Origin of the sequence: Sodalis sp. RH15 (genome assembly GCF_047324255.1) — a bacterium.
Taxonomy (GTDB): Bacteria; Pseudomonadota; Gammaproteobacteria; order Enterobacterales; family Enterobacteriaceae; genus Acerihabitans; species Acerihabitans ligni.
In genome coordinates this window covers 2,200,714-2,221,572 of sequence record NZ_CP178738.1, presented here as the reverse complement: position 1 = coordinate 2,221,572, position 20,859 = coordinate 2,200,714, and the positions used below count along the sequence as shown (strand labels likewise).

20 protein-coding genes are annotated in these 20,859 nt (G+C 57.5%); 1 reads left to right on the top strand and 19 read right to left on the bottom strand.

Annotation, left to right across the window (positions count from 1 at the left end; translation table 11 throughout):
- Window positions 1–120 precede the first annotated feature (120 nt).
- The gene (mfd, locus tag ACL2XO_RS10370; protein ID WP_413723853.1) at window positions 121–3,570 is read left to right on the top strand and encodes a transcription-repair coupling factor; all 3,450 of its coding nucleotides are present in this window, start codon (window positions 121–123) and stop codon (window positions 3,568–3,570) included.
- A gap of 92 nt (window positions 3,571–3,662) precedes the next feature.
- Here the strand turns inward: mfd and ACL2XO_RS10365 are convergent, their stop codons facing one another.
- From ACL2XO_RS10365 to ACL2XO_RS10275, 19 genes are all read right to left on the bottom strand, one after another.
- Window positions 3,663–4,217 carry a glycine zipper 2TM domain-containing protein gene (locus tag ACL2XO_RS10365; RefSeq protein WP_132922473.1) on the bottom strand — a complete coding sequence of 185 codons (555 nt, stop codon included), beginning with the start codon at window positions 4,215–4,217 and terminating at the stop codon, window positions 3,663–3,665.
- Between the two features lie 384 nt (window positions 4,218–4,601).
- Window positions 4,602–5,906, bottom strand: coding sequence for an NAD(P)/FAD-dependent oxidoreductase (locus ACL2XO_RS10360; RefSeq protein WP_413742645.1), 1,305 nt, complete (start codon window positions 5,904–5,906; stop codon window positions 4,602–4,604).
- A gap of 174 nt (window positions 5,907–6,080) precedes the next feature.
- Entirely contained in the window at window positions 6,081–6,623 is a 543-nt protein-coding gene (gene ycfP, locus ACL2XO_RS10355) for an alpha/beta hydrolase YcfP (RefSeq protein WP_132922475.1), read from the bottom strand.
- A gap of 38 nt (window positions 6,624–6,661) precedes the next feature.
- Entirely contained in the window at window positions 6,662–7,705 is a 1,044-nt protein-coding gene (gene nagZ, locus ACL2XO_RS10350) for a beta-N-acetylhexosaminidase (RefSeq protein WP_413742644.1), read from the bottom strand.
- Window positions 7,706–7,846: 141 nt separating this feature from the next.
- Window positions 7,847–8,707, bottom strand: coding sequence for a phosphotransferase (locus ACL2XO_RS10345; protein ID WP_413742643.1), 861 nt, complete (start codon window positions 8,705–8,707; stop codon window positions 7,847–7,849).
- Window positions 8,694–9,275, bottom strand: coding sequence for a penicillin-binding protein activator LpoB (lpoB, locus tag ACL2XO_RS10340; protein ID WP_413742642.1), 582 nt, complete (start codon window positions 9,273–9,275; stop codon window positions 8,694–8,696). The genes ACL2XO_RS10345 and lpoB overlap by 14 nt, the downstream gene beginning before the upstream one ends.
- Window positions 9,276–9,296: 21 nt before the next feature.
- Window positions 9,297–9,683, bottom strand: a complete 387-nt coding sequence (locus ACL2XO_RS10335) for a YcfL family protein (protein ID WP_413742641.1) — start codon at window positions 9,681–9,683, stop codon at window positions 9,297–9,299.
- A gap of 12 nt (window positions 9,684–9,695) precedes the next feature.
- Window positions 9,696–10,046 (bottom strand): purine nucleoside phosphoramidase, encoded by a 351-nt coding sequence (hinT, locus tag ACL2XO_RS10330; RefSeq protein ID WP_132922480.1) that lies wholly within the window; start codon window positions 10,044–10,046, stop codon window positions 9,696–9,698.
- A 347-nt stretch (window positions 10,047–10,393) separates the two neighbouring features.
- Window positions 10,394–11,830 (bottom strand): PTS glucose transporter subunit IIBC, encoded by a 1,437-nt coding sequence (ptsG, locus tag ACL2XO_RS10325; RefSeq protein WP_132922481.1) that lies wholly within the window; start codon window positions 11,828–11,830, stop codon window positions 10,394–10,396.
- Between the two features lie 315 nt (window positions 11,831–12,145).
- Window positions 12,146–12,937: a metal-dependent hydrolase gene (locus ACL2XO_RS10320; RefSeq protein ID WP_132922482.1), complete on the bottom strand. Its 792-nt coding sequence runs from the start codon at window positions 12,935–12,937 to the stop codon at window positions 12,146–12,148.
- An 11-nt stretch (window positions 12,938–12,948) separates the two neighbouring features.
- On the bottom strand, window positions 12,949–13,950 hold the full coding sequence (holB, locus tag ACL2XO_RS10315; RefSeq protein WP_203522131.1) for a DNA polymerase III subunit delta': 1,002 nt from the start codon (window positions 13,948–13,950) through the stop codon (window positions 12,949–12,951).
- The gene (tmk, locus tag ACL2XO_RS10310; RefSeq protein WP_413742640.1) at window positions 13,947–14,588 is read right to left on the bottom strand and encodes a dTMP kinase; all 642 of its coding nucleotides are present in this window, start codon (window positions 14,586–14,588) and stop codon (window positions 13,947–13,949) included. The genes holB and tmk overlap by 4 nt, the downstream gene beginning before the upstream one ends.
- On the bottom strand, window positions 14,578–15,600 hold the full coding sequence (gene mltG, locus ACL2XO_RS10305; protein ID WP_413742639.1) for an endolytic transglycosylase MltG: 1,023 nt from the start codon (window positions 15,598–15,600) through the stop codon (window positions 14,578–14,580). The genes tmk and mltG overlap by 11 nt, the downstream gene beginning before the upstream one ends.
- A gap of 12 nt (window positions 15,601–15,612) precedes the next feature.
- Window positions 15,613–16,413, bottom strand: a complete 801-nt coding sequence (gene pabC / locus ACL2XO_RS10300) for an aminodeoxychorismate lyase (RefSeq protein ID WP_132922485.1) — start codon at window positions 16,411–16,413, stop codon at window positions 15,613–15,615.
- Window positions 16,414–16,491: 78 nt separating this feature from the next.
- Window positions 16,492–17,733 carry a beta-ketoacyl-ACP synthase II gene (gene fabF, locus ACL2XO_RS10295; protein ID WP_132922486.1) on the bottom strand — a complete coding sequence of 414 codons (1,242 nt, stop codon included), beginning with the start codon at window positions 17,731–17,733 and terminating at the stop codon, window positions 16,492–16,494.
- An 83-nt stretch (window positions 17,734–17,816) separates the two neighbouring features.
- Window positions 17,817–18,053 carry an acyl carrier protein gene (gene acpP, locus ACL2XO_RS10290; RefSeq protein ID WP_132922487.1) on the bottom strand — a complete coding sequence of 79 codons (237 nt, stop codon included), beginning with the start codon at window positions 18,051–18,053 and terminating at the stop codon, window positions 17,817–17,819.
- A gap of 154 nt (window positions 18,054–18,207) precedes the next feature.
- Complete coding sequence (gene fabG / locus ACL2XO_RS10285; protein ID WP_132922488.1) at window positions 18,208–18,942, bottom strand: 3-oxoacyl-ACP reductase FabG; 735 nt, start codon at window positions 18,940–18,942, stop codon at window positions 18,208–18,210.
- 11 nt (window positions 18,943–18,953) lie between these two features.
- Complete coding sequence (fabD, locus tag ACL2XO_RS10280; protein WP_132922489.1) at window positions 18,954–19,886, bottom strand: ACP S-malonyltransferase; 933 nt, start codon at window positions 19,884–19,886, stop codon at window positions 18,954–18,956.
- Between the two features lie 19 nt (window positions 19,887–19,905).
- On the bottom strand, window positions 19,906–20,859 hold the full coding sequence (locus ACL2XO_RS10275) for a beta-ketoacyl-ACP synthase III (protein WP_132922490.1): 954 nt from the start codon (window positions 20,857–20,859) through the stop codon (window positions 19,906–19,908).

Genomic DNA, 20,859 nt, shown 5'->3' with positions numbered 1-20,859 from the left:
TCTTGTTAGGCAACTCAACATACGCCATCATGCTTACTGCATAACCGATTCGCCACAGGCCGTGCTGAAAAGGCCCCGTAACGCACCCCAAACGTAAAAGAAGAGATTTAGCCACTGTTTATGTCCGAACAATATCGTTATACCTTACCTGTACGCCCCGGTGAACAGCGTTTATTGGGTCAGCTCACCGGTGCGGCCTGCGCAGTGGAATGCGCCGCCATTGTCGATCGCTATCCCGGCCCGGTCATGCTGATAGCGCCGGATGTGCAAAACGCCCTGCGGCTGCGTGATGAAATCAGCCAGTTTACCGCCCAGAGGGTGATTACGCTGCCCGATTGGGAAACGCTGCCTTACGACAATTTTTCACCGCATCAGGAAATTATTTCCGACCGGCTATCGACATTATACCAACTGCCGTCGATGGAGCGGGGAATTATTATCCTGCCGATCAATACCCTGATGCAACGGGTATGTCCGCACTCCTTCCTGCACGGGCATGCGCTGGTGATGAAAAAGGGCCAGCGGCTGTCCCGCGACAGGCTGCGCGCCCAGCTGGAGCAGGCCGGCTACCGGGGAGTGGACCAGGTGATGGAGCACGGAGAGTTCGCCACCCGGGGCGCCCTGCTCGACCTCTATCCCATGGGCAGCGAAGAGCCCTATCGTATTGACTTTTTCGATGATGAAATCGACAGCCTGCGCATTTTCGACGTGGATAGCCAGCGGACCCTGCATGAGGTGGAGAGTATCAATCTGCTGCCGGCCCATGAATTTCCCACCGACAAAACCGCCATTGAGCTGTTTCGCAGCCAGTGGCGTGAACAATTCGAGGTACGGCGGGACGCCGAACATATTTACCAGCAGGTGAGCAAAGGTATGCTGCCCACCGGTATCGAATACTGGCAGCCGCTGTTTTTCAGCGAGCCGCTGCCGCCGCTGTTCAGTTATTTGCCGGCCAATACGCTGCTTATCAACACCGGCGATTTGGATACCGGCGCGAACCGTTTCTGGCAGGATGTGCAGTTGCGCTACGAAAACCGCGGCGTGGATCCCATGCGTCCGCTGGTGGCGCCAGAGTTATTATGGCTGCGGGTGGACAGTTTGTTCAGCGAACTGAAAAACTGGCCGCGGATACAGCTTATCAGCGACAAGCTGCCGGAGAAATCCGCCAATATCAATCTGGATTATCACCCCCTGCCCGACCTGGCGGTTGAGGCGCAGAACAAAGCCCCGCTGGATAAACTGCGCCGGTTTTGCGAGCAGTTCGACGGCCGGGTGATTTTTTCGGTGGAAAGCGAAGGGCGGCGGGAAACCCTGCAGGAACTACTGGCCCGCATCAAACTCAATCCCCGCTTAATCCAGCGGCTGGATAATGCCGAGACGCCGGGGAATTACCTGATCATCGGCGCCAGCGAGCGCGGTTTTATCGATAATTACCATCGCCGCGCCCTGATTTGCGAAGGGGATCTGCTGGGGGAACGGGTCAGCCGGCGGCGCCAGGACAATCGCCGCACCATCAATGCCGATACGCTGATACGCAATCTGGCGGAACTGCACCCCGGCCAGCCGGTGGTTCATCTTGAACACGGCGTCGGCCGCTACGCCGGTATGACTACCCTTGAAGCCGGCGGCATCAAGGCGGAATACCTGATTCTGACTTATGCCGGCCATGACAAGCTCTACGTGCCGGTTTCGTCGCTGCATTTGATCAGCCGCTACGCGGGCGGTTCGGAAGAAAACGCCCCATTGCACAAACTGGGAGGCGATGCCTGGTCGCGCGCCCGGCAAAAAGCGGCGGAGCGGGTACGGGACGTGGCGGCCGAACTGCTGGATATTTACGCTCAGCGCGCGGCGAAAACCGGCTTTGCCTTTCGCCACAACCGTGAAAATTACCAGCTGTTCTGCGAAGGTTTCCCCTTTGAACCCACCCCCGACCAGGCGCAGGCCATTAATGCGGTGCTTAGCGACATGTGCCGCCCGCTGGCCATGGATCGCCTGGTGTGCGGCGATGTCGGCTTCGGCAAAACCGAAGTGGCCATGCGCGCCGCCTTCCTGGCCATCGAGAATCACAAACAGGTAGCCGTCCTGGTGCCCACTACCCTGCTGGCGCAGCAACATTTCGATAATTTCCGCGATCGCTTCGCCAACTGGCCGGTACGCATCGAGATGATCTCCCGCTTTCGCAGCGCCAAGGATCAGGCCCAGGTGCTGGAGCTGACCGCCGACGGCAAGGTGGATATTCTTATCGGCACCCATAAGCTGCTGCAAAGCGATATCAAATGGCGGGATTTGGGCCTGCTGATTGTGGATGAGGAGCACCGCTTCGGGGTGCGGCATAAGGAGCGCATCAAAGCGATGCGGGCCGATGTGGACATTTTGACCCTGACCGCCACCCCTATTCCCCGCACGCTGAATATGGCCATGAGCGGCATGCGCGATTTGTCCATTATCGCCACGCCGCCGGCGCGCCGCCTGGCGGTAAAAACGTTTGTCCGGGAGTATGACAGCCTGGTGGTGCGTGAGGCCATCCTGCGGGAAGTGCTGCGCGGCGGCCAGGTGTACTATCTCTATAATGATGTGGAAAATATCGAGAAAGCCACCCGGCGCCTGCAGGAGCTGGTGCCGGAAGCACGGATAGCCATCGGCCACGGGCAGATGCGGGAGCGCGATCTGGAGCGGGTGATGAACGATTTTCATCATCAGCGCTTTAATGTGCTGGTGTGTACCACCATCATTGAGACCGGCATCGATATTGCCAATGCCAATACCATTATTATCGAGCGGGCGGACAATTTCGGCCTGGCGCAGCTTCACCAGCTGCGCGGCCGGGTCGGGCGTTCCCATCATCAGGCTTATGCCTACCTGCTTACGCCGCCGCCGAAAGCCATGAGCCAGGACGCGCTGAAACGGCTGGAAGCCATCGCTTCACTGGAAGATTTGGGCGCCGGATTCGCCTTGGCAACCCATGATCTGGAGATCCGCGGCGCCGGGGAACTGTTGGGGGAAGATCAGAGCGGCCAACTGGAGACCATCGGCTTTTCGCTGTATATGGAATTGCTGGAAAGCGCGGTGGAGGCTTTGAAAGCCGGGCGGGAGCCGTCGCTGGAGGATCTTACCAGCGAATTGACCGACGTGGAGTTGCGTATGCCGGCTCTGTTGCCGGAAGAGTATATTCCCGACGTGAATACGCGGCTGTCCTTTTATAAGCGCATCGCCAGCGCGCCGGACAAGCAGGAGATTGAAGAGCTTAAGGTTGAACTTATAGACAGGTTCGGGCTGCTGCCCGATCCGGCCCGTCATTTGCTGGATATTGCCGTGCTGCGCCAGCGTGCCCGCAAGCTCGGGATTAAGCGTATCGAGGGCAATGACAAGGGCGGCTTTATTGAGTTCAGCGGGAAGAATTGCGTCGATCCGGGATATTTGATTGGCTTGTTGCAGCGCGACCCGAAGACCTTTCGGCTGGACGGCCCGACCCGGCTGAAGTTTATTAAGGAGCTGCCGGGTCGTCCGGCCCGGCTGGAGTATGTGCATCAACTGCTGGAAGGCTTGGATCAGCATCGGCTTCCGGCCTGAGCCGTTTCGACCCCATCGGCCCGGTCTCCCTTTAACACGCCGTGGCACGTCCGGTGATGGCGGGGCCTGGCGTGCCATATGGATCCGGCGGCTTAGGCCTTGTTATCGCTGTTGCTGCCGCTAAGATCCAGGCGTCCTTGTCTGTCCAAGGGTATCTTGGTGCCGGGATCGCGATCCATGCGGATTTTGCCCTCTTGATCGCCAATTTTGTAAGTCACATCGTAACCGAGCAGTTTCTGCGATTTGTCATACACCGTCTGGCACCGCTCCTGGTTGGTGGTGTAGGTGTCGTTATTCTGCAGGCTGCCCTGTACCTGGTTTCCGGCATAGCCGCCCGCCAGCGCGCCCGCAACCGTGGTCACGCTTCTGCCGTGACCGCCGCCGAACTGATGCCCGAGCACCCCCCCCGCTACCGCGCCGATGAGCGACCCGGCGATTTTATTTTCATCCTGCACCGGGCGCCGGTGGGTAACGGCAACGGTACGGCACTGCTGACGAGGAGTCCTGACGGTTTCATTGATAGGCGTCGCCGTAACCACCTGCGCATATTTTGGGCCGGAGGAGAATACGTCCAACCCGGCCACCGCTGCAATGCCGGAAGCCGCTATTACGCCTATGCCGACGCCGGCTAACATCGATTTATTCATGGAAAATTCTCCTTAAATCAACATTCGCGCATCACTGCGAGAGAGCAGCTTCACACAGCGGGGCGCCTGCGCCAGAGGATAATGTTTTGACGGCAACCCCAACCCGACCGAGACGACATGCGCGATTATTACCCCGGTTAGTGCGAAGTCTGCCCAAGCGAGTCAAGAGTGGCAATAAGACAGATGGCTGAAAATGGTGCATTTCTCCGTCATAAATCCAATTTTGAGAGAATTCTTAACACTTCCGATCGATTTATTAACACTTTATACTGAAAAATAAGACAAAGGCGTCATAGATTGCTTGACGGACAGCGGGTAGCCATCACCGTAGGTATCGGGACGTTGCGAGGTGGTGTTGGCCCTGCCTGCGGCAGGGCCGGGACATTAATGCAGTTTCAAATGCGGCCGGATGACCCGGTTGATACGCCCCACCAGCATCATCAGGCCGGTTTTAAGCAGGCCGTGCAGGGCAATCTGATGCATGCGGTACAGCGAGATATAGACCGCCCGGGCGATGCGCCCTTCGATCATCATGGAACCGCGCATTAAATTACCCATCAGGCTGCCGACGGTGCTGAACCGGGAAAGCGATACCAGCGAGCCGTGATCTTTGTAAACGTAGGCCGTCAGGGGTTTTTCGTTCAATAACGCCAGAATATTGCCATAGGCCCGCGTCGCCATCTGGTGGGCCGCCTGGGCTCGCGGCGGCACAAGCCGGCCGGAACCCTGCGGACAGGAGGCGCAATCGCCGATGGCGAAAATCATTGGATCCCGGGTAGTTTGCAGCGTCGGATGCACCATCAGCTGGTTGGCGCGATTGGTTTCCAGTCCGGCGATATCCTTCATAAAATCCGGCGCCTTGATGCCGGCCGCCCATACCATCAGCTCCGCCGGGATAAATTCGCCCTCTTTGGTGGTCAGTCCGTCCGCTGCGGCACGGGTCACCAGCGTGCCGGTGAGCACCCGTACGCCCATTTTCGTCAGCTCCTGATGGGCGGATGAAGAGATACGTACCGGCAGAGCCGGCAATATACGTTCCCCGGCTTCGACAAGGGTGACATTCAGCGCCTGGTTATCGACGCCCTCAAAACCGTAGCTGTGCAATTCCTGTACGGCATTGTGCAACTCCGCCGACAGTTCCACGCCGGTGGCGCCGCCGCCGACAATGGCGATATTGACTCGTTCATCGTCGTTGGATCGGGTTGAGTGCCGTAAAAACAAATTCAGCATCCGGTGATGGAAACGCTGAGCCTCCACCGGATTATCCAGGAAAATGCAATGTTCCTTCACGCCTTCGGTGCCGAAATCATTGGATACGCTGCCCAGCGCCATGACCAGTATGTCATAGGAGAGATGCCGCGCCGGCACCAGCAGTTCGCCGGCGCTGTCGCGGATAGCATCCAGCTGAACCTTTTTTTCGCCGCGGTCGATGTCGCTCAGGCTGCCCATCTGAAAATGAAAATGATGGTTATGGGCATGGGCTAGATAGCTGATGGCGTCGACGCCTTCATCCAGCGAACCGGTGGCCACCTCATGCAACAGGGGTTTCCATAAATGGCTGTGATTGCGATCCACCAGGGTAATCTGTGCCCGACGCTTGCGGCCAAGGGTATTACCCAGGCGGGTGGCCAGCTCCAGCCCGCCGGCGCCGCCGCCGATGATGACAATTTTCTTTAGGGTTGATGACAAAATGACCTCCAATTGTAAACCAACCGTTAATAAAGGCTTATGAATATCCTTATATAACACGTGGTTACGCTGAAATAATTTCTTACTGAAGTAAGATTATCATGTCAGGTCATTTGGTCATACCAAAATTGATATAAATCAATTTTCAGGGGACGGCATTTTGAGACGGACGCCCTAACCCAGCGCCTTGAAAGCTTGGATCCTCAACAAATGGGGCGAAATGTTTTTGAATTTGTGGCTTTGCTTTTCGTCCCAGATTATCTCGTAGTAGGGCTTAAGCAGATCGGCGCTACGCTGGTTGTCGAGGGCTTCGTCATGTCGGGACAGCAAAACCAGACAGCGGTCGCGATTTTTATCGCGGAAGTTTTCCACGCATTTAGTGGCGATATCCACATACTCTTCCGGCCTGTCTATTTTGCCGGGCATATTCTCCGCGGGGAAAAGGTTGGGATTGACGATAACCTGGCGCATGTCGCACAGGAAACCGATCCGCTCCGCCCAAAAGCCGCCCAGCCCCACGCCGCAAATCAGCGGACGCTCGTCATCGGTCAACTGCTGCATCTTGTCCACTTCTTTAAGGAGATGCTGCATATCGTGACGCGGGTGGAGCGTGCTGTAACTTATCAGCCGGACATCGGGATCAATAAACTGCAGTTGCAGCACCTTTTCGTGATTACCGGGACTATTGGAATCAAAACCGTGCAAATAGATGATCATCGTTATCCTCGTCTTGCATAAGGTCGGTTGCCGATGCCTCAGCGTTCGGGGAACTCCTCCCGCCGCTGTTTCTCATCCGCCCATTGCTTCGATAGCAGAGTCAGCTGCCGATGGGTTTGCCGCCATCTGGCGGAACTCATTAGGGTTTTTCGAGGGCAGCTTCCCCGATGGTATAACGCGGCCGGCGCCTCGACATTGATCGCCGACAGATTATCCAATACCGATACCGCGCCGGCGCGATTGTTGCAAACCAATATCATATCGCAGCCGGCCGCCATGGAGGCCTGCGCCCGCTCGGTATAGCTCCCCATCACCGCCGCGCCTTCCATGGATAAATCATCGGAGAAAATAATGCCGTTGAACGACAGTTCTTGCCGCAACACCTGTTTTAACCAGAAAGGAGAGCCGCTGGCGGGAAGGGGATCGGCGTCAGGATAGATAACATGGGCGGGCATGATGGCATCCAGCGCGCCGCGCTGGATCAGGGTGGAGAAAACGCGCATATCCCGCCTGCGGATTTCCGTAAGCGTCCGGGAGTCCACCGGCGTTTCCTTATGGGAATCCGCTATTACCGCCCCATGGCCGGGAAAATGCTTGCCGGTGGCCTTCATGCCGGCTTCATGCATGCCGTCGATAAAGCTGGCCGCCAATTCAACCGCCGTTTCCGGCTGGTCATGAAAAGCCCGCTCGCCGATTGCCGCGCTGCCGTGGCCGATGTCTAATACCGGCGCAAAGCTGATATCGATATCCATGCTGATCATTTCAGAGGCCATTAACCAGCCGGCTTCGCGGGCCATACGCAAGGCTTCCGGCATATCCAGCAACGCGGCATAGGACTGAGCCGCCGGTATCAGGGTAAATCCCTCGCGAAAGCGCTGTACCCGTCCGCCCTCCTGATCCACCGCCACCACCAGGCGCTCGCGGGAGGCTTTACGTATTTGTCTAATCAATGCCGCCAGCTGTTCAGGATCGTGATAATTCCGGGTAAAGATAATCACACCGCCCACCAGCGGGTGCTGTAATATTTCGCGTTCTTCGTTATCCAGCTCGTAGCCGGCGACATCTAACATCAGTGGACCCACAGCAACCTCAACATTTTGATATTCCCAGCATGCTTCAAACTGCAGGTGCATTGGCCTTCCTGCGATTCGAATTATTTAGGGTATATATTCTTGTTTATAATCCCTAATCGGACGTCATCCCGCCCGTGGCCGCGGCGGCCTTCAGACCGGTAGCCCCAAACGGAGCCGCGGCGGCCGGGCAAACTGCAAAAATTGACGCTGCCGGGTTTGGTGCCAGCGCACTTCGTACCACATCAGCATCAGGTAATCCACCCAGGGTAGCCAGGCGGAAATCTGCCGTGTTACGGCGGCCGGGGTAAATCCGCCGGAACAGGCCAGGTAGGCGGCCAAAAACACGGTCTGCTGCCGGATGTTCAGGCCATTGCCGCGAAACAGCGCCGCCAGCTCCAGGGCAAAGTCACCGTCGGCGGCATATTCCCAATCAATTAGAGAGATAGCCCCCTGCCGGTCACGAATAAGATTGTCGGCATGCACATCCATATGCATCGGTACCACTTTCAAGGGCGTAGGGGGTTTTTGCGCCATAAACCGCTGGTGTAGCCGCAGCCAGGCCGGACAACGCCGGGCGGGATCGGTCAATTGCCAATAGGTTTCATAGCGGCCATGGAGCGCCAGCGGATAACCGTAGCGCGGCAGCCGGTGTAATTGCCCGATCCGCCGGGGGAGGGAGCCATTGTTTAGGCACTCCTGCCACTGTACCGCGGACAGGCTCTCACCCGGAGTCCAGTCCACCACTAACCCGCGGGGGATCAGCGCGACGGGCCTGGGCGCCAATCCGCTGGCGGAAAGCTGCCGCAAAATGCGATATTCGCGCACATTGTCGGCCCCTAGCATGCGTTTATGCGGCGTGACCTGCCGCGCCAGCCAGTCCCGTTCCCCGGCGCGCACACGCCGGCTTTCGCCGCTCAGCCCGCTCACCTTCTCTATCTGGCAGCCGGCTGATGCCGATGGGGGCAATAGCCGTCTTAACCACAAGGCGAGATCAAAATCAGGGTTGCACACTTCCTTTTCCCGACCAGATAATCTCCCCGGTCTGCACCAGCATCAGCTGCATCTCCAGGTCCGGCGCCTTGGCGTCACCGCCGGCATCGGTGTACAGAACGTATTGCGCATTAACGTAACGCGCCAGTCCCACCGCTTTGCTCCGCGACTCCAGGCTGTCATCCGTCGATAGGCCGAGGGTTTGCTTGGCCGCAGTAATTTGCGGCTGGGCGACGACGGTAAACTTACCATTGGACGCCAGGGCATTGTAGATGGCGTCGGTGGCCTTGGCGGTCTGTATAGTGCCGTTGGTATTGTTTTTGACCGTATTGACCACCAGCATGCTTCCCGGAGCGATATCCTTAACGGTGAGCATCTGTTGCACCAGCGGTGCGACGCTGCCCAGCCAGTCAAGCGTCCTGATGGTCGGCGGCGCCGGTACCGTCGCCGGCGGCGGCACGGACACCGGGGGTTGACTAGGCACAGGCTGCGCCGGTTCTATGGGAGCCGGCTGTTGCTGCTCTGGCGGACGTGTCAGACATCCGGTCAGGACCATGGCGGCCAGCACGACGAAGGTAAACTTTTTCATCTTTGCTCACTCAGGCGAAAATCAGATATAAAGATAAAGGCGGACTTGTCGCGCCTCAAGATTACCGCTGGTGGCATCCACCGTCACCGTAGCGCCCGGCGGGATTACCAGGGTCTGCACGCTGGCATAAGGCAGGATATCCAGACCCTGCCGGTCATACCAATAGAAACGATAATGAACAGTGACCGGATGGGACTGGTCATTGTGTATCACGGCCGCAGCCCGCTTTTGTCCCTGAACGTCGCCGATGGAGGGCGGCTGGGCGTTTATGCCCGCCGTCATCACCGACGGATCCATCACCAGGGATTGCTGATTGTTAATCATCAGCGTCTTATGGCCGCCGCTACTGCAACCCGCGGCCAGCAGCAGGCCCGCTAACAATGACGGAGCAAAACGCGCAAAACGCATATATTTCCCCGATCAGTATGACACCAGCGGTCCGAGGGCTTTACCGCCCAAAAGATGCATATGCAGATGATAAACCTCTTGGCCGCCGTGGCGATTACAGTTGATTATCAACCGGAAACCGTCCTCGGCGATCCCTTCCTGCTCGGCGATTTTCGCCGCGGCGGTAAACATGCGTCCCAGCGCCGCTTCATGTTCGGCGGTGACATCATTTACCGTGGGGATCAGCACGTTCGGCACTATAACGATGTGGCTTGGGGCTTTGGGGGAGATATCGCGAAAAGCGGTAACCAGCTCATCCTGATAAACGATTTCCGAAGGGATTTCCCGGCGGATAATCTTGCTGAAAATGGTTTCTTCTGCCATGGCATCGTTCCTTGTAGCAAAAAGGATAGTGCAAGGAGTATGAGCGACTTACCCCTCTTTTTTCAACCTTGAACGCAATTTATTACGCGTAACCTGAAGGGAAACTTGATTGGAGGCTCGATCCGCGCGATAACGGCTCACATCCCCGAGTTGCAGGCGCGTTGGCTTCCCTCGCTCATCCCGGTCACCTATCTGAGTAAGCGCCTGGGGATGGATGAGCATCATCCCTGAGGCCCACCCTTCGGGTCAGCGCAAGCGCTGTTCAAATCTGTTCCTGACAGATTTGTCGCAGCGTTGCCGCCTTCCTGCAATTCGAATGATTTTGGGTATAGCGGGTTTATACCGAATCAGGCAAATTGACGTATATATTCATCCATGTCGGTTTTCAGATTATCCGAACGGGTGCCGAAGATGGCCTGCACCCCTGAGCCCGCCACCACGACGCCGGCGGCGCCCAGGCGTTTGAGCCCGGCCTGGTCCACCTTGGTAATATCCGCCACGCTGATGCGCAAACGGGTAATACAGGCATCCAGGTTGGTAATATTTTCCCTGCCGCCGAAGGCTTTCACCAGCGCGCCGGCCATTTCCGTACCGGCCTGTGCCAGCTGCTGCGTGCCGGTGACCTCGCGGCCCGGGGTTTTCAGGTCCAATTTTACAATCAGCACCCGGAACAGGGTGTAATAGATTATCCCGTAAATAATGCCCACCACCGGGAATAGCCAGATACGGCTGCTGTTGCCGCTGAGCACGATGAAATCAATCAGGCCGTGGGAAAAGCTGGTGCCGTCGCGCATGCCCAGCAGGATGCAAATGGGGAACGCCAGGCCGGCCAGGATCGCATGGATCACGTACAGGATGGGTGCGACAAAGATAAAGGAAAACTCAATGGGTTCGGTGATGCCGGTCAGAAAGGCGGTTAATGCCCCCGACAGCATGATTCCCCCCACCTTGGCGCGGTTTTCCGGTTTGGCGGAGTGCCAGATGGCAATAGCGGCGGCCGGCAGGCCGTACATCTTGAACAGGAAACCGCCGGACAATTTACCCGCCTCCGGGTCGCCCGCCATATAGCGGGGAATATCGCCATGGAAGACCTGGCCGGCGGCGTTGGTATAATCACCCACCTGCATCTGGAAAGGCACATTCCAGATGTGGTGCAGGCCGAACGGCACCAGCGCGCGCTCCACGACACCGTAGATACCGAAAGCCACCACCGGATTCTGGTACGCCGCCCACTTGGAAAAGATCTGAATCGCCGCCCCGATGGGCGGCCAGATAAAGGACAGCACAACGCCCAGCAGAATGGCGAATAAACCGGAAATAATGGGTACAAATCGTTTCCCGGAAAAAAATCCCAGGTATTCGGGCAGCCTGATGCGGTAAAAACGATTGAACATATAGGCGGCAATGGCGCCGGAAATAATGCCTCCCAGCACCCCGGTGTCCGCCAGATGTTTGGCGGCGATCTCGTCCGCGGGCAGATGCAGTACCAAAGGAGCGACCACCGCCATGGTTTTGACCATGATACCGTAGGCCACCACCGCCGCCAGCGCCGAGACGCCGTCGTTATTGGTGAAACCCAGGGCCACGCCGATGGCGAAAATCAGCGGCATATTGGCGAAGACCGAACCGCCCGCTTCCGCCATGACGTGGGAAATAACCGCGGGAATCCAGCTGAACTCGGCCGACCCGACGCCTAGCAAAATGCCGGCGATGGGCAATACCGATACCGGCAGCATTAGCGATTTACCTACTTTTTGCAGGTCTGCAAATGCGTTGTTAAACATAAATTGTATGCTCCTGAGTCAATGCTGCTGATCTTTTCCCGCACAAGCGGGCGCAAAAGCCTCATAGGACTTTTGATCGTATGGAAACCGGGTTCCTTTATTTATTACGAAGGGTAAAATAAATCCGCGAAAATGTGTTTGATAGTAATCACGTTTCCGGGATTTCAGCGATTTCGTCCCTGTCGCCGCCCCCTGTTTATGCACTTTTAAGCCGCCGCGGAGATTGCACATCCCCGGACATTTGCGCGGCGGAAGAGTAGCGCTAAAAGCGGCCGAATACGAGTCGAAAAATCACATTTATCGCCGCAATATAAATCATTTACCCAATCGGCGGGGATCCACATGGAACAGACGGCCGAAATTGTCGGTGGTGGCGTCCGCCAGCTGTTCCACCGTCACCCCTTTCAGCGCCGCCATATACTCCGCCACATCCCGGACGTAAGCCGGCTGGTTTTCCTTGCCGCGGTAAGGTACCGGCGCAAGATAGGGGGAATCGGTTTCCACCAGCAGCCGGTCCAGCGGCACATATCGCGCCGCCTCACGCAGGGCGTCGGCTTTTTTGAAGGTGATCATGCCGGAAAAGGAAATATAAAACCCCAAATCCAACAGCGTTTTTGCCGTCTCGGTGTCCTCGGTAAAGCAATGCAGTACGCCGCCGCACTCCCCGGCCCGCTCCTCCCGCAGAATGGCCAGCGTATCCTCGCGGGCGGAACGGGTATGAATAATCACCGGTTTATCAAGCTCACGGCCGATACGGATATGCTCCCGCAGCGACGTCTGCTGCTCCGGTTTATTATCCTGCTGGTAATAATAATCCAGGCCGGTTTCACCCAGCGCCACCACCGCTTCGCCGGCCGCAAGGCGCCTGAGTTCGGCAAAATCATAGGGTTCGTCCAGATTCAGCGGATGTATGCCGCAGGAGAGCAGCACCTCGTCGCGGCGACCGATAAGTTCGGTCATTTTATGGAAACCCGGCAGCGACGTGGCCACTGCCAGCATCAGGCGCACATCCCTTGCCCCGGCCTTCGCCACGACGTCATTCACATCACGGTGCACGGTTTCATAATTCAATCCGTCAAGATGACAGTGAGAATCGACCAAAAACATCTTCTTTTCCTCTAAAGGCTCCAGGGGTGGGCGCCGACATCCGCCGCCTCATCCCAGTTAAGCAACTGATTAGTGAGCAACAGCTCGCGATTGATGCCGCTGATAGTCTGCCATTGCCGGCGGCATTCCAGCCATTGATGCAGCTGGTGATGCAGGATACCGGACGGATAGCGGGTGCCGAGCTGCTCCACCAGCAACCGCTGATCCTGATTAACGGCAAAGGCGACCGCCCCCGCCTGCCATTTCAACGCATCGGTAAGCAGCGTGAGCAGCCAGTATAGCGGTTCGTCATCCTTGTCTTTATTCAGAAAGGGCAGCAGCGAGAGCAGATCCCGCCGGGCGAGGGCCTGCCGAATACCGTCGCATAGCCCCTGCCGTTCCGCCCATCTGGCGGGCTGCAGTATGTCCAGCGCCGCCAGGGGCGCGCCGTTATACAGCCGTAGCGCCGTGCGGGCCTGTTCCGCGTCGCGGATGCCCTGCTGCAACAGCCAGCCGGAACCGGTGGGTTCATCAGGCGCCGGCAGATGCCGGTAAAGGCAGCGGCTGCGCAGGGTGGGCAACAGATGCGACGGCTCGCGGCAGGCCAGCAGAAAATAGGTCCGGTCCGGCGGTTCTTCCAATGTTTTCAGCAGGGCATTCGCCGCCTGTTCGGTGAGTGCTTCGGCATCCGACAGCCACACCACCTTCGCTCCCCCCTGCTGCGCATGGTTATACAGCGGATCTATCACCTGCCGTATGCTGTCCACGCCCAGGCTGCTTCGCCCCTTTTCCGGCTCCGGCCGGTAAAAGTCAGGATGATTGCCCGCCATCATCAGTTGGCAACTGTGGCAATGGCCGCAGCTCTTCATTCCTTCCGGCTGGCGGCACATCAGCCAGCGGCTGATGGCGTAGCACAGCGAGTCAACGCCGGAGCCCTTGAGGGCATGAATCAATAAGGCATGGTGCCCCCGGCCGTCCTGATAGCGGGCAATAATTTGCCGATAAGGCGCGTTCAGCCAGGGATACCAGTTCATGGGCGCCGCTCCCGGGCGGTAAACCAGTTTTCCAGCAAGGCGCGCACGTCCTCGGCCACCTGTTCCAGCGAACGGCCAGCATCCAAGGTAACGATGGAGGGATCCTTCGCCGCCAGTTCCAGGTAGCGCTGCCGGGTACGTTCAAAAAAGGCCAGCGACTCCTGTTCAATGCGATCGAGTTCGCCCCGCGCCCGGGCCCGCTGCAAACCCAAGACCGGCGGCAAATCCAGGTATAGGGTTAAATCCGGACGAAAGTCCCCCAGCACCAGGTCGCGCAGCGTCTCCAGCAGTTGCGGATCCACGCCGCGGCCCCCGCCCTGATAAGCCTGGGACGAGAGATCGTGACGATCCCCCACCACCCATGAGCCGCGCGCCAGCGCCGGTTTAATCACCGTCTCCACCAATTGGGCCCGGGCCGCGTACAGCATCAGCAGTTCGGCTTTATCAGTGACCGCCTCATTGTCGGCGCCGTCTTTGATCAACCGACGCAATGCTTCCGCCAGCGGCGTTCCCCCCGGCTCTCGGGTGAAGACCACATCTTCAATGCCGTGGCGGCGTAGCGTCTCGACGATAACCTGAATCGCGCTGGTTTTGCCGGCGCCTTCCAGTCCCTCGATAACGATGAATTTACTGTCCATGGATTTCCTTGAGGCTTTCACGATATTGCTGCACGGCTTTATTATGGCTCGCCAGGTTATTGCTGAACACATGCCGGCCTTTGCCATCGGCGACAAAATAGAGATACGAGGTCTTTTCCGGATGTGCGGCGGCCAGGAGCGATGCGTGGCCCGGCATGGCGATCGGCGCCGGCGGCAGCCCGGTAATCACATAGGTATTATACGGCGTTGCTTCGCCGAGATCCTGTCGGCTGAGGGTGCCTTTATACCCATCCCCCATGCCGTAAATGACCGTGGGATCGGTTTGCAAACGCATGCCCAGCCGCAGGCGGTTAATAAATACCGACGCCACTTTGCCCCGTTCTTCCGGCAGGCCGGTTTCTTTTTCAACGATAGACGCCATGGTCAGCAGGTCCGCGGGCTTTTTGTAAGGCAATCCGTCCGCTCTGCCCTGCCAGACGGTACCGAGAGTTTTATCCATGCGCTGCCAGGCCCGTTTCAACAGCGCGATATCGGTGGTCTGGGCGGTATAGAGATAGGTATCCGGATAGAAATGCCCTTCCAGGGGCTGCGCCGGATCCACGCCCAGGCGTTCGGCCAATTGATCCAGCGGCAGATTGGCCGCCGTGTGTTTAACATAAGGCGCTTTATCCAGGATAACCAGCCATTCTTTCAGGGTCGAGCCTTCGATAAAGCGAATAGAAAATTGGGCTTCTTTGCCGCTGGCCAATAATTCAAGCATTTCCCGAACGGTCATGCCGGGGGTAAACCGATAGGTCCCGGCCTTGAATGCGGCCAAACTCGGTTCCCATTGCCACAGCCAGGGCAGCCAGCGGGCATGCTTGATAATATGCTCCTGGCGCAGCGCGGTCTTTAGCCCTTCACGCCCTGTACCGGCCGGCAAGGTGAAGATTTTCTCCTGCGTGATGGTAAGGGGCGATGCGGCAAAATGCCTGATTTGCAACAGGCAATAAGCCGCCCCGCCGGCCAATAGCGCCAGAATGACGGCGAAAATAAGTATGTTTTTCTTCATGCAAGAACTCTGTTAACAGCTCGGTCTAAGATATTCAAATAATGTTCTGTCCTGATAGATGCGTTCATCAAAACGATTCACCGGCAAAACGGGCATCAAGGCATTGCAAATGATCACTTCGTCGGCCGCAAGCAATGCCGCCGGCAGGGCATCCACCAGATGCAGGGTAAAGGGCGATCCCGTGGACAGCGCTATGATATGCCGCCGCATCACACCCGCCACCCCCGACTGTTCCAGCGTCGGCGTGTAAACCTCGCTGCCGCGCCGCCAAAAAATATTCGCGGCGCAGCATTCGGTGACGTAACCCCGGGTATCCAGCACCACGGCCTCCTGCGCGCCGGCGGTCTGCTCCAGCCGGGTGCGAATCAATACCTGCTCCAGGCGGTTGAGATGCTTTATCCCGGCCAACAGGGGATTGCATGCCAGGGCAACGGGACTAAGAGTCAAATTCACACCCTGGCGGCGCCACAACGGGTAATGGGGCGGGGCCTCGCCATGGCTGAGAATCCGCAGCGGCATCCCGCAGCCGGCGGCGCTGTAGCCCCTGCCGCCGCTGCCGCGGCTGATAATGACTTTGAGCACTCCGTCCCGCCATTGTTCAGCCGCCTGTCGCATTTCCCGTTCCAGCACCGCCAGGTCCAGGGGGTCAAACAGCAGACGGGCGGCTGACTGCGCCAATCTTTCCAAATGGTAGGACAAGAGATCTATGCGTCCCGTTCGGATGCGGGCGGTGGTAAAAAAGCCGTCGCCGAACTGAATGGCACGATCGGTCAAAGGCAGCTGCTGCCGAGGTTCTCCGTTGATCCAATACATATCTCACCTGCGCCGGGGCTGTGATGGGACGGGATAAAAAAATGGCCCGATTAACGGGCCATAAAGTACAACGCTGAGTCAGATCCTGCGGAATACCAGCGAGCCGTTGGTACCGCCGAAACCGAAAGAGTTACACAGCGTATATTGCATGTCGGTCACCCGGCGGGCTTCATGGGGCACAAAATCCAGATCGCATTCTTCGCCGGGATTATCCAGGTTGATGGTGGGCGGTATCGCCTGATCGCGCAGCGCCAGCACGCTGAATATGGCCTCAATCGCCCCGGCGGCCCCCAGCAGATGGCCGGTCATGGATTTGGTGGAGCTTATCATGACCTTATGCGCATCTTCCCGGAAGACTGACTTCACGGCATAGGTTTCCGCTTTATCACCCACCGGCGTTGACGTGCCGTGAGCGTTGATATAAAGCACCTGAGATGGGGTAATGTCCGCGTCGCGCAAGGCGTTTTCCATGGCCAGCGCCGCTCCGGCGCCATTTTCCGGCGGCGACGTCATATGGTAGGCGTCGCTGCTCATGCCGAAACCCACCAATTCGGCGTATATTTTCGCGCCGCGTTTTTTTGCGTGTTCGTACTCTTCCAGCACCATGACGCCGGCACCGTCCCCCAGTACGAATCCGTCCCGATCCCGGTCCCAGGGACGGCTCGCCGCCTGGGGATCATCATTGCGCGTGGACAATGCGCGCGCGGCGCCAAAACCACCGACGCCCAAAGGCGTGCTGCCTTTTTCGGCGCCGCCGGCCAGCATCACATCCGCATCGTTATAAGCGATGATACGCGCGGCCTGGCCGATATTATGCACTCCGGTAGTACAGGCGGTAGCAATGCAAATGCTGGGGCCACGCAGTCCGCACATGATGGTCAGATGGCCGGCTATCATATTTACGATGGTGGAGGGCACAAAAAACGGGCTGATTTTACGCGGCCCGCCGTTAATAAGCGCGGTATGGTTGTCTTCAATCAGACCCAGACCGCCGATTCCCGAACCAATCGCCGCGCCGATGCGGGTGGCGTTTTCTTCGGTAACTATCAGTCCCGAGTCCTGCATTGCCTGTATGCCGGCGGCAATGCCGTATTGGATGAAAATATCCATCTTGCGTGCTTCTTTACGCGATAGATAATCTTCACAATTAAAATTTTTCACCAAGCCCGCAAAACGCGTTGCATAGGCTGAGGTATCAAAATGGTCGATCAGGCCGATGCCACTCTGTCCGGCAAGGAGCGCGCTCCACGTAGATTCTACGGTATTGCCGACAGGAGACAACATGCCGAGTCCGGTCACAACAACTCGACGCTTAGACACGCTTGTCCTCCAGGGAGGGAAAATATGATACTATGGGACGAAAAAAAACTTAGGCGGTCGAATGACCGCCTAGGGATGTTCGCTTACTGCTGGCTTGCCTGAATGAAATCAATCGCTGCCTGAACAGTAGTGATTTTCTCAGCTTCCTCGTCCGGAATTTCGGTATCAAATTCTTCTTCCAGCGCCATTACCAGCTCAACAGTGTCAAGGGAATCTGCGCCGAGGTCATCAACGAAAGAAGCATTGTTCACGACTTCTTCTTTCTTAACACCCAGTTGCTCAGCGATGATTGCCTTAACTTTTTCTTCGGTAGTGCTCATACTCTTAAATTTCCTATCAAAACTCGCTTTCGCGATGGTTTTCGTAGTGTATAAAATGTTGAAAAAGATGCAACTAAATCCCGGCTGGTCAAACCACGATTTTATGCTATTTTGCGGTTTTTACCACAAATAACGCAAATGATTTTCGTGCTTTTCACAGCATATACATGCCGCCATTGACATGTATCGTTTCACCGGTAATGTATGCCGCCTCGTCAGAAGCGAAAAAAGCAACAACACTGGCAATTTCCTGTGGATCGCCGAGACGGTTGGCCGGAATTCTGGTCAAAATTTCCGCTCGGTGTTCATCTGTCAACGCTTCGGTCATATCTGTAGCTATAAATCCGGGCGCCACCACGTTTACCGTGATGCCCCGCGAAGCGACTTCCCGCGCCAGGGATTTGCTAAAACCCACCAGGCCGGCTTTCGCCGCGGCATAATTTGCTTGCCCGGCATTACCCATTGAGCCGACGACAGAACCGATGGTAATGATTCTGCCGTAGCGCTTTTTCATCATCGCGCGCATTACCGCCTTGGACATGCGGAACACGGAGGTCAGGTTAGTATCTAGGATAGACTGCCATTCCTCTTCTTTCATGCGCATCAGTAGATTATCACGCGTGATGCCGGCATTATTCACTAAAATGTCGACTTCGCCAAATTCCGCACGTATTTTCTCCAAAAGCGACTCGATGGAGGCGCTGTCGGAGACGTCCAGACGCAGCCCTTTGCCTTTGCCGGCGAGATAAGCGCTGATGGCGTCGGCGCCCGGTTCGCTGGTGGCGGTGCCGATAACCGTCGCACCGCATGCCGCCAGTTTCTCGGCGATAGCGCGGCCAATACCTCGGCTGGCGCCCGTGACCAGGGCGATTTTACCTTCAAAACCCATTAAATTCCCCATTATTTTTGCTCAATCGCCGCGGCCAGCGAAGCGGGATCGTTCACCGCCTGGCCGGACAAGGTGTCAACGATGCGTTTGGTCAAACCGGTAAGGACTTTGCCGGGACCCGCCTCAATCAATACCTCGGCGCCTTGGGCGGCAAGATACTGAACCGTTTCCGTCCACCGTACCGGGTTGTAAAGCTGGCGCACCAGCGCGCTGCGGATGGCGTCGGGGTCGGTTTCAGCTTTTACGTCGACGTTATTCACCACCGGCACCTCAGGAATGGAGAAACGAACGTCCCGCAGGGCCAGCGCGAGTTTTTCCGCCGCCGGCTCCATCAGCGCGCAGTGGGAAGGCACGCTCACCGGCAAAGGAAGCGCGCGTTTCGCGCCGGCCGCTTTACAGGCCGCGCCGGCACGCTCAACCGCTTCTTTATGGCCGGCGATCACCACCTGGCCCGGCGAATTGAAGTTCACCGGCGCGACCACCTGTCCCTGCGCCGATTCTTCGCAGGCTCTGGCGATGGCGGCATTATCCAGGCCGATAATGGCCGACATTCCACCGACGCCGGCGGGAACCGCTTCCTGCATCAGCTTGCCGCGCAGTTCCACCAGCTTAACCGCCGCGGTGAATTCCAGCACGCCGGCGCACACCAGCGCGGAATATTCGCCCAGGCTATGTCCCGCCAGCCAGGCGGGAATTTTCCCGCCCTGCTGCCGCCAAACCCGCCAAATGGACACCGAAGCCGCCAGCAATGCCGGCTGGGTCTGCCAGGTTTTATTCAGTTCTTCCACCGGGCCTTGCTGCGTTAATGCCCATAAATCATATCCCAGTGCGGCGGAGGCTTCGCCAAAAGTGGTCTCAACCAGCGGATAAAGCGCGGCCAGTTCAGCCAGCATACCCACGGATTGCGAACCCTGCCCCGGGAAAACCATTGCCAGTTCTGTCATATTTTTATTACCTATTAGATTAAAATCTAATCAGAGCCGAACCCCAGGTAAAGCCGCCGCCGAAAGCTTCAAGCAAAATCAGCTGTCCCCGTTGAATCCGGCCGTCACGCACCGCTTCGTCCAGCGCCAACGGCACGGAGGCGGCGGAGGTATTGCCCTGACGATCCAGTGTGACTATCACTTTATCCATGCTCATATTGAGCCTCTTCGCCGTGGCGGCGATGATGCGCAGGTTCGCCTGATGGGGCACCAGCCAGTCAAGCTCGGACCGATCCAGCCGGTTGGCGGTCAGGGTTTCATCCACGATGTGCGCCAGCTCGGTGACCGCCACTTTAAACACTTCGTTGCCCGACATGGTCAGGAACGCCGGCGCCGTGGGATCGAGACGGTTATGGTACGGCAAGGTCAGCAGCTCGCCATAACGTCCGTCCGCATGCAGATGGGTGGACAAAATGCCCGGCTGTTCACTGCGGCCCAGCACTACGGCGCCCGCCCCGTCGCCGAAAAGAATCAGCGTGCCGCGGTCGGTGGGATCCAGGGTGCGGCTCAGCATATCCGAACCCACCACCAGCGCATACTCCACCGCGCCGCTTTTGATATATTGATCCGCCACGCTCAGCGCATAGGCGAAACCCGCGCAAGCCGCCGCGATATCAAAAGAAACGGTATCGCGAATGCCCAATTTAAGCTGGATTTCGCATGCCGAACTGGGAAAGGCATGGCTCGATGACGTGGTGGCGACAAGAATGAGCCCCACCTGATCCGGCCGGATGCCGGCCATGTCGAGAGCCTGTTGCGCGGCGGTAAAACCCATGGTGGACACCGTTTCGTGCACTCCGGCGATGCGCCGTTCACGAATACCGGTACGCGTCACAATCCATTCGTCGGAGGTATCCACCATTTTTTCCAGGTCCGCATTCGACCTTATTTGCACCGGCAGATAACTCCCGGTACCGAGAATCTTTGTATACAT

Coding starts and splice junctions, on each gene's coding strand:
- mltG (WP_413742639.1), bottom strand. CDS start 15,600: ATGAAGAAAAACATACTTATTTTCGCCGTCATTCTGGCGCTATTGGCC.
- pabC (WP_132922485.1), bottom strand. CDS start 16,413: ATGTATTGGATCAACGGAGAACCTCGGCAGCAGCTGCCTTTGACCGAT.
- mfd (WP_413723853.1), top strand. CDS start 121: ATGTCCGAACAATATCGTTATACCTTACCTGTACGCCCCGGTGAACAG.
- acpP (WP_132922487.1), bottom strand. CDS start 18,053: ATGAGCACTACCGAAGAAAAAGTTAAGGCAATCATCGCTGAGCAACTG.
- ACL2XO_RS10320 (WP_132922482.1), bottom strand. CDS start 12,937: ATGTTTTTGGTCGATTCTCACTGTCATCTTGACGGATTGAATTATGAA.
- tmk (WP_413742640.1), bottom strand. CDS start 14,588: ATGGACAGTAAATTCATCGTTATCGAGGGACTGGAAGGCGCCGGCAAA.
- fabD (WP_132922489.1), bottom strand. CDS start 19,886: ATGACAGAACTGGCAATGGTTTTCCCGGGGCAGGGTTCGCAATCCGTG.
- ycfP (WP_132922475.1), bottom strand. CDS start 6,623: ATGATCATCTATTTGCACGGTTTTGATTCCAATAGTCCCGGTAATCAC.
- ptsG (WP_132922481.1), bottom strand. CDS start 11,830: ATGTTTAACAACGCATTTGCAGACCTGCAAAAAGTAGGTAAATCGCTA.
- ACL2XO_RS10275 (WP_132922490.1), bottom strand. CDS start 20,859: ATGTATACAAAGATTCTCGGTACCGGGAGTTATCTGCCGGTGCAAATA.
- ACL2XO_RS10365 (WP_132922473.1), bottom strand. CDS start 4,217: ATGAATAAATCGATGTTAGCCGGCGTCGGCATAGGCGTAATAGCGGCT.
- fabG (WP_132922488.1), bottom strand. CDS start 18,942: ATGGGTTTTGAAGGTAAAATCGCCCTGGTCACGGGCGCCAGCCGAGGT.
- ACL2XO_RS10335 (WP_413742641.1), bottom strand. CDS start 9,683: ATGCGTTTTGCGCGTTTTGCTCCGTCATTGTTAGCGGGCCTGCTGCTG.
- lpoB (WP_413742642.1), bottom strand. CDS start 9,275: ATGAAAAAGTTTACCTTCGTCGTGCTGGCCGCCATGGTCCTGACCGGA.
- hinT (WP_132922480.1), bottom strand. CDS start 10,046: ATGGCAGAAGAAACCATTTTCAGCAAGATTATCCGCCGGGAAATCCCT.
- holB (WP_203522131.1), bottom strand. CDS start 13,950: ATGAACTGGTATCCCTGGCTGAACGCGCCTTATCGGCAAATTATTGCC.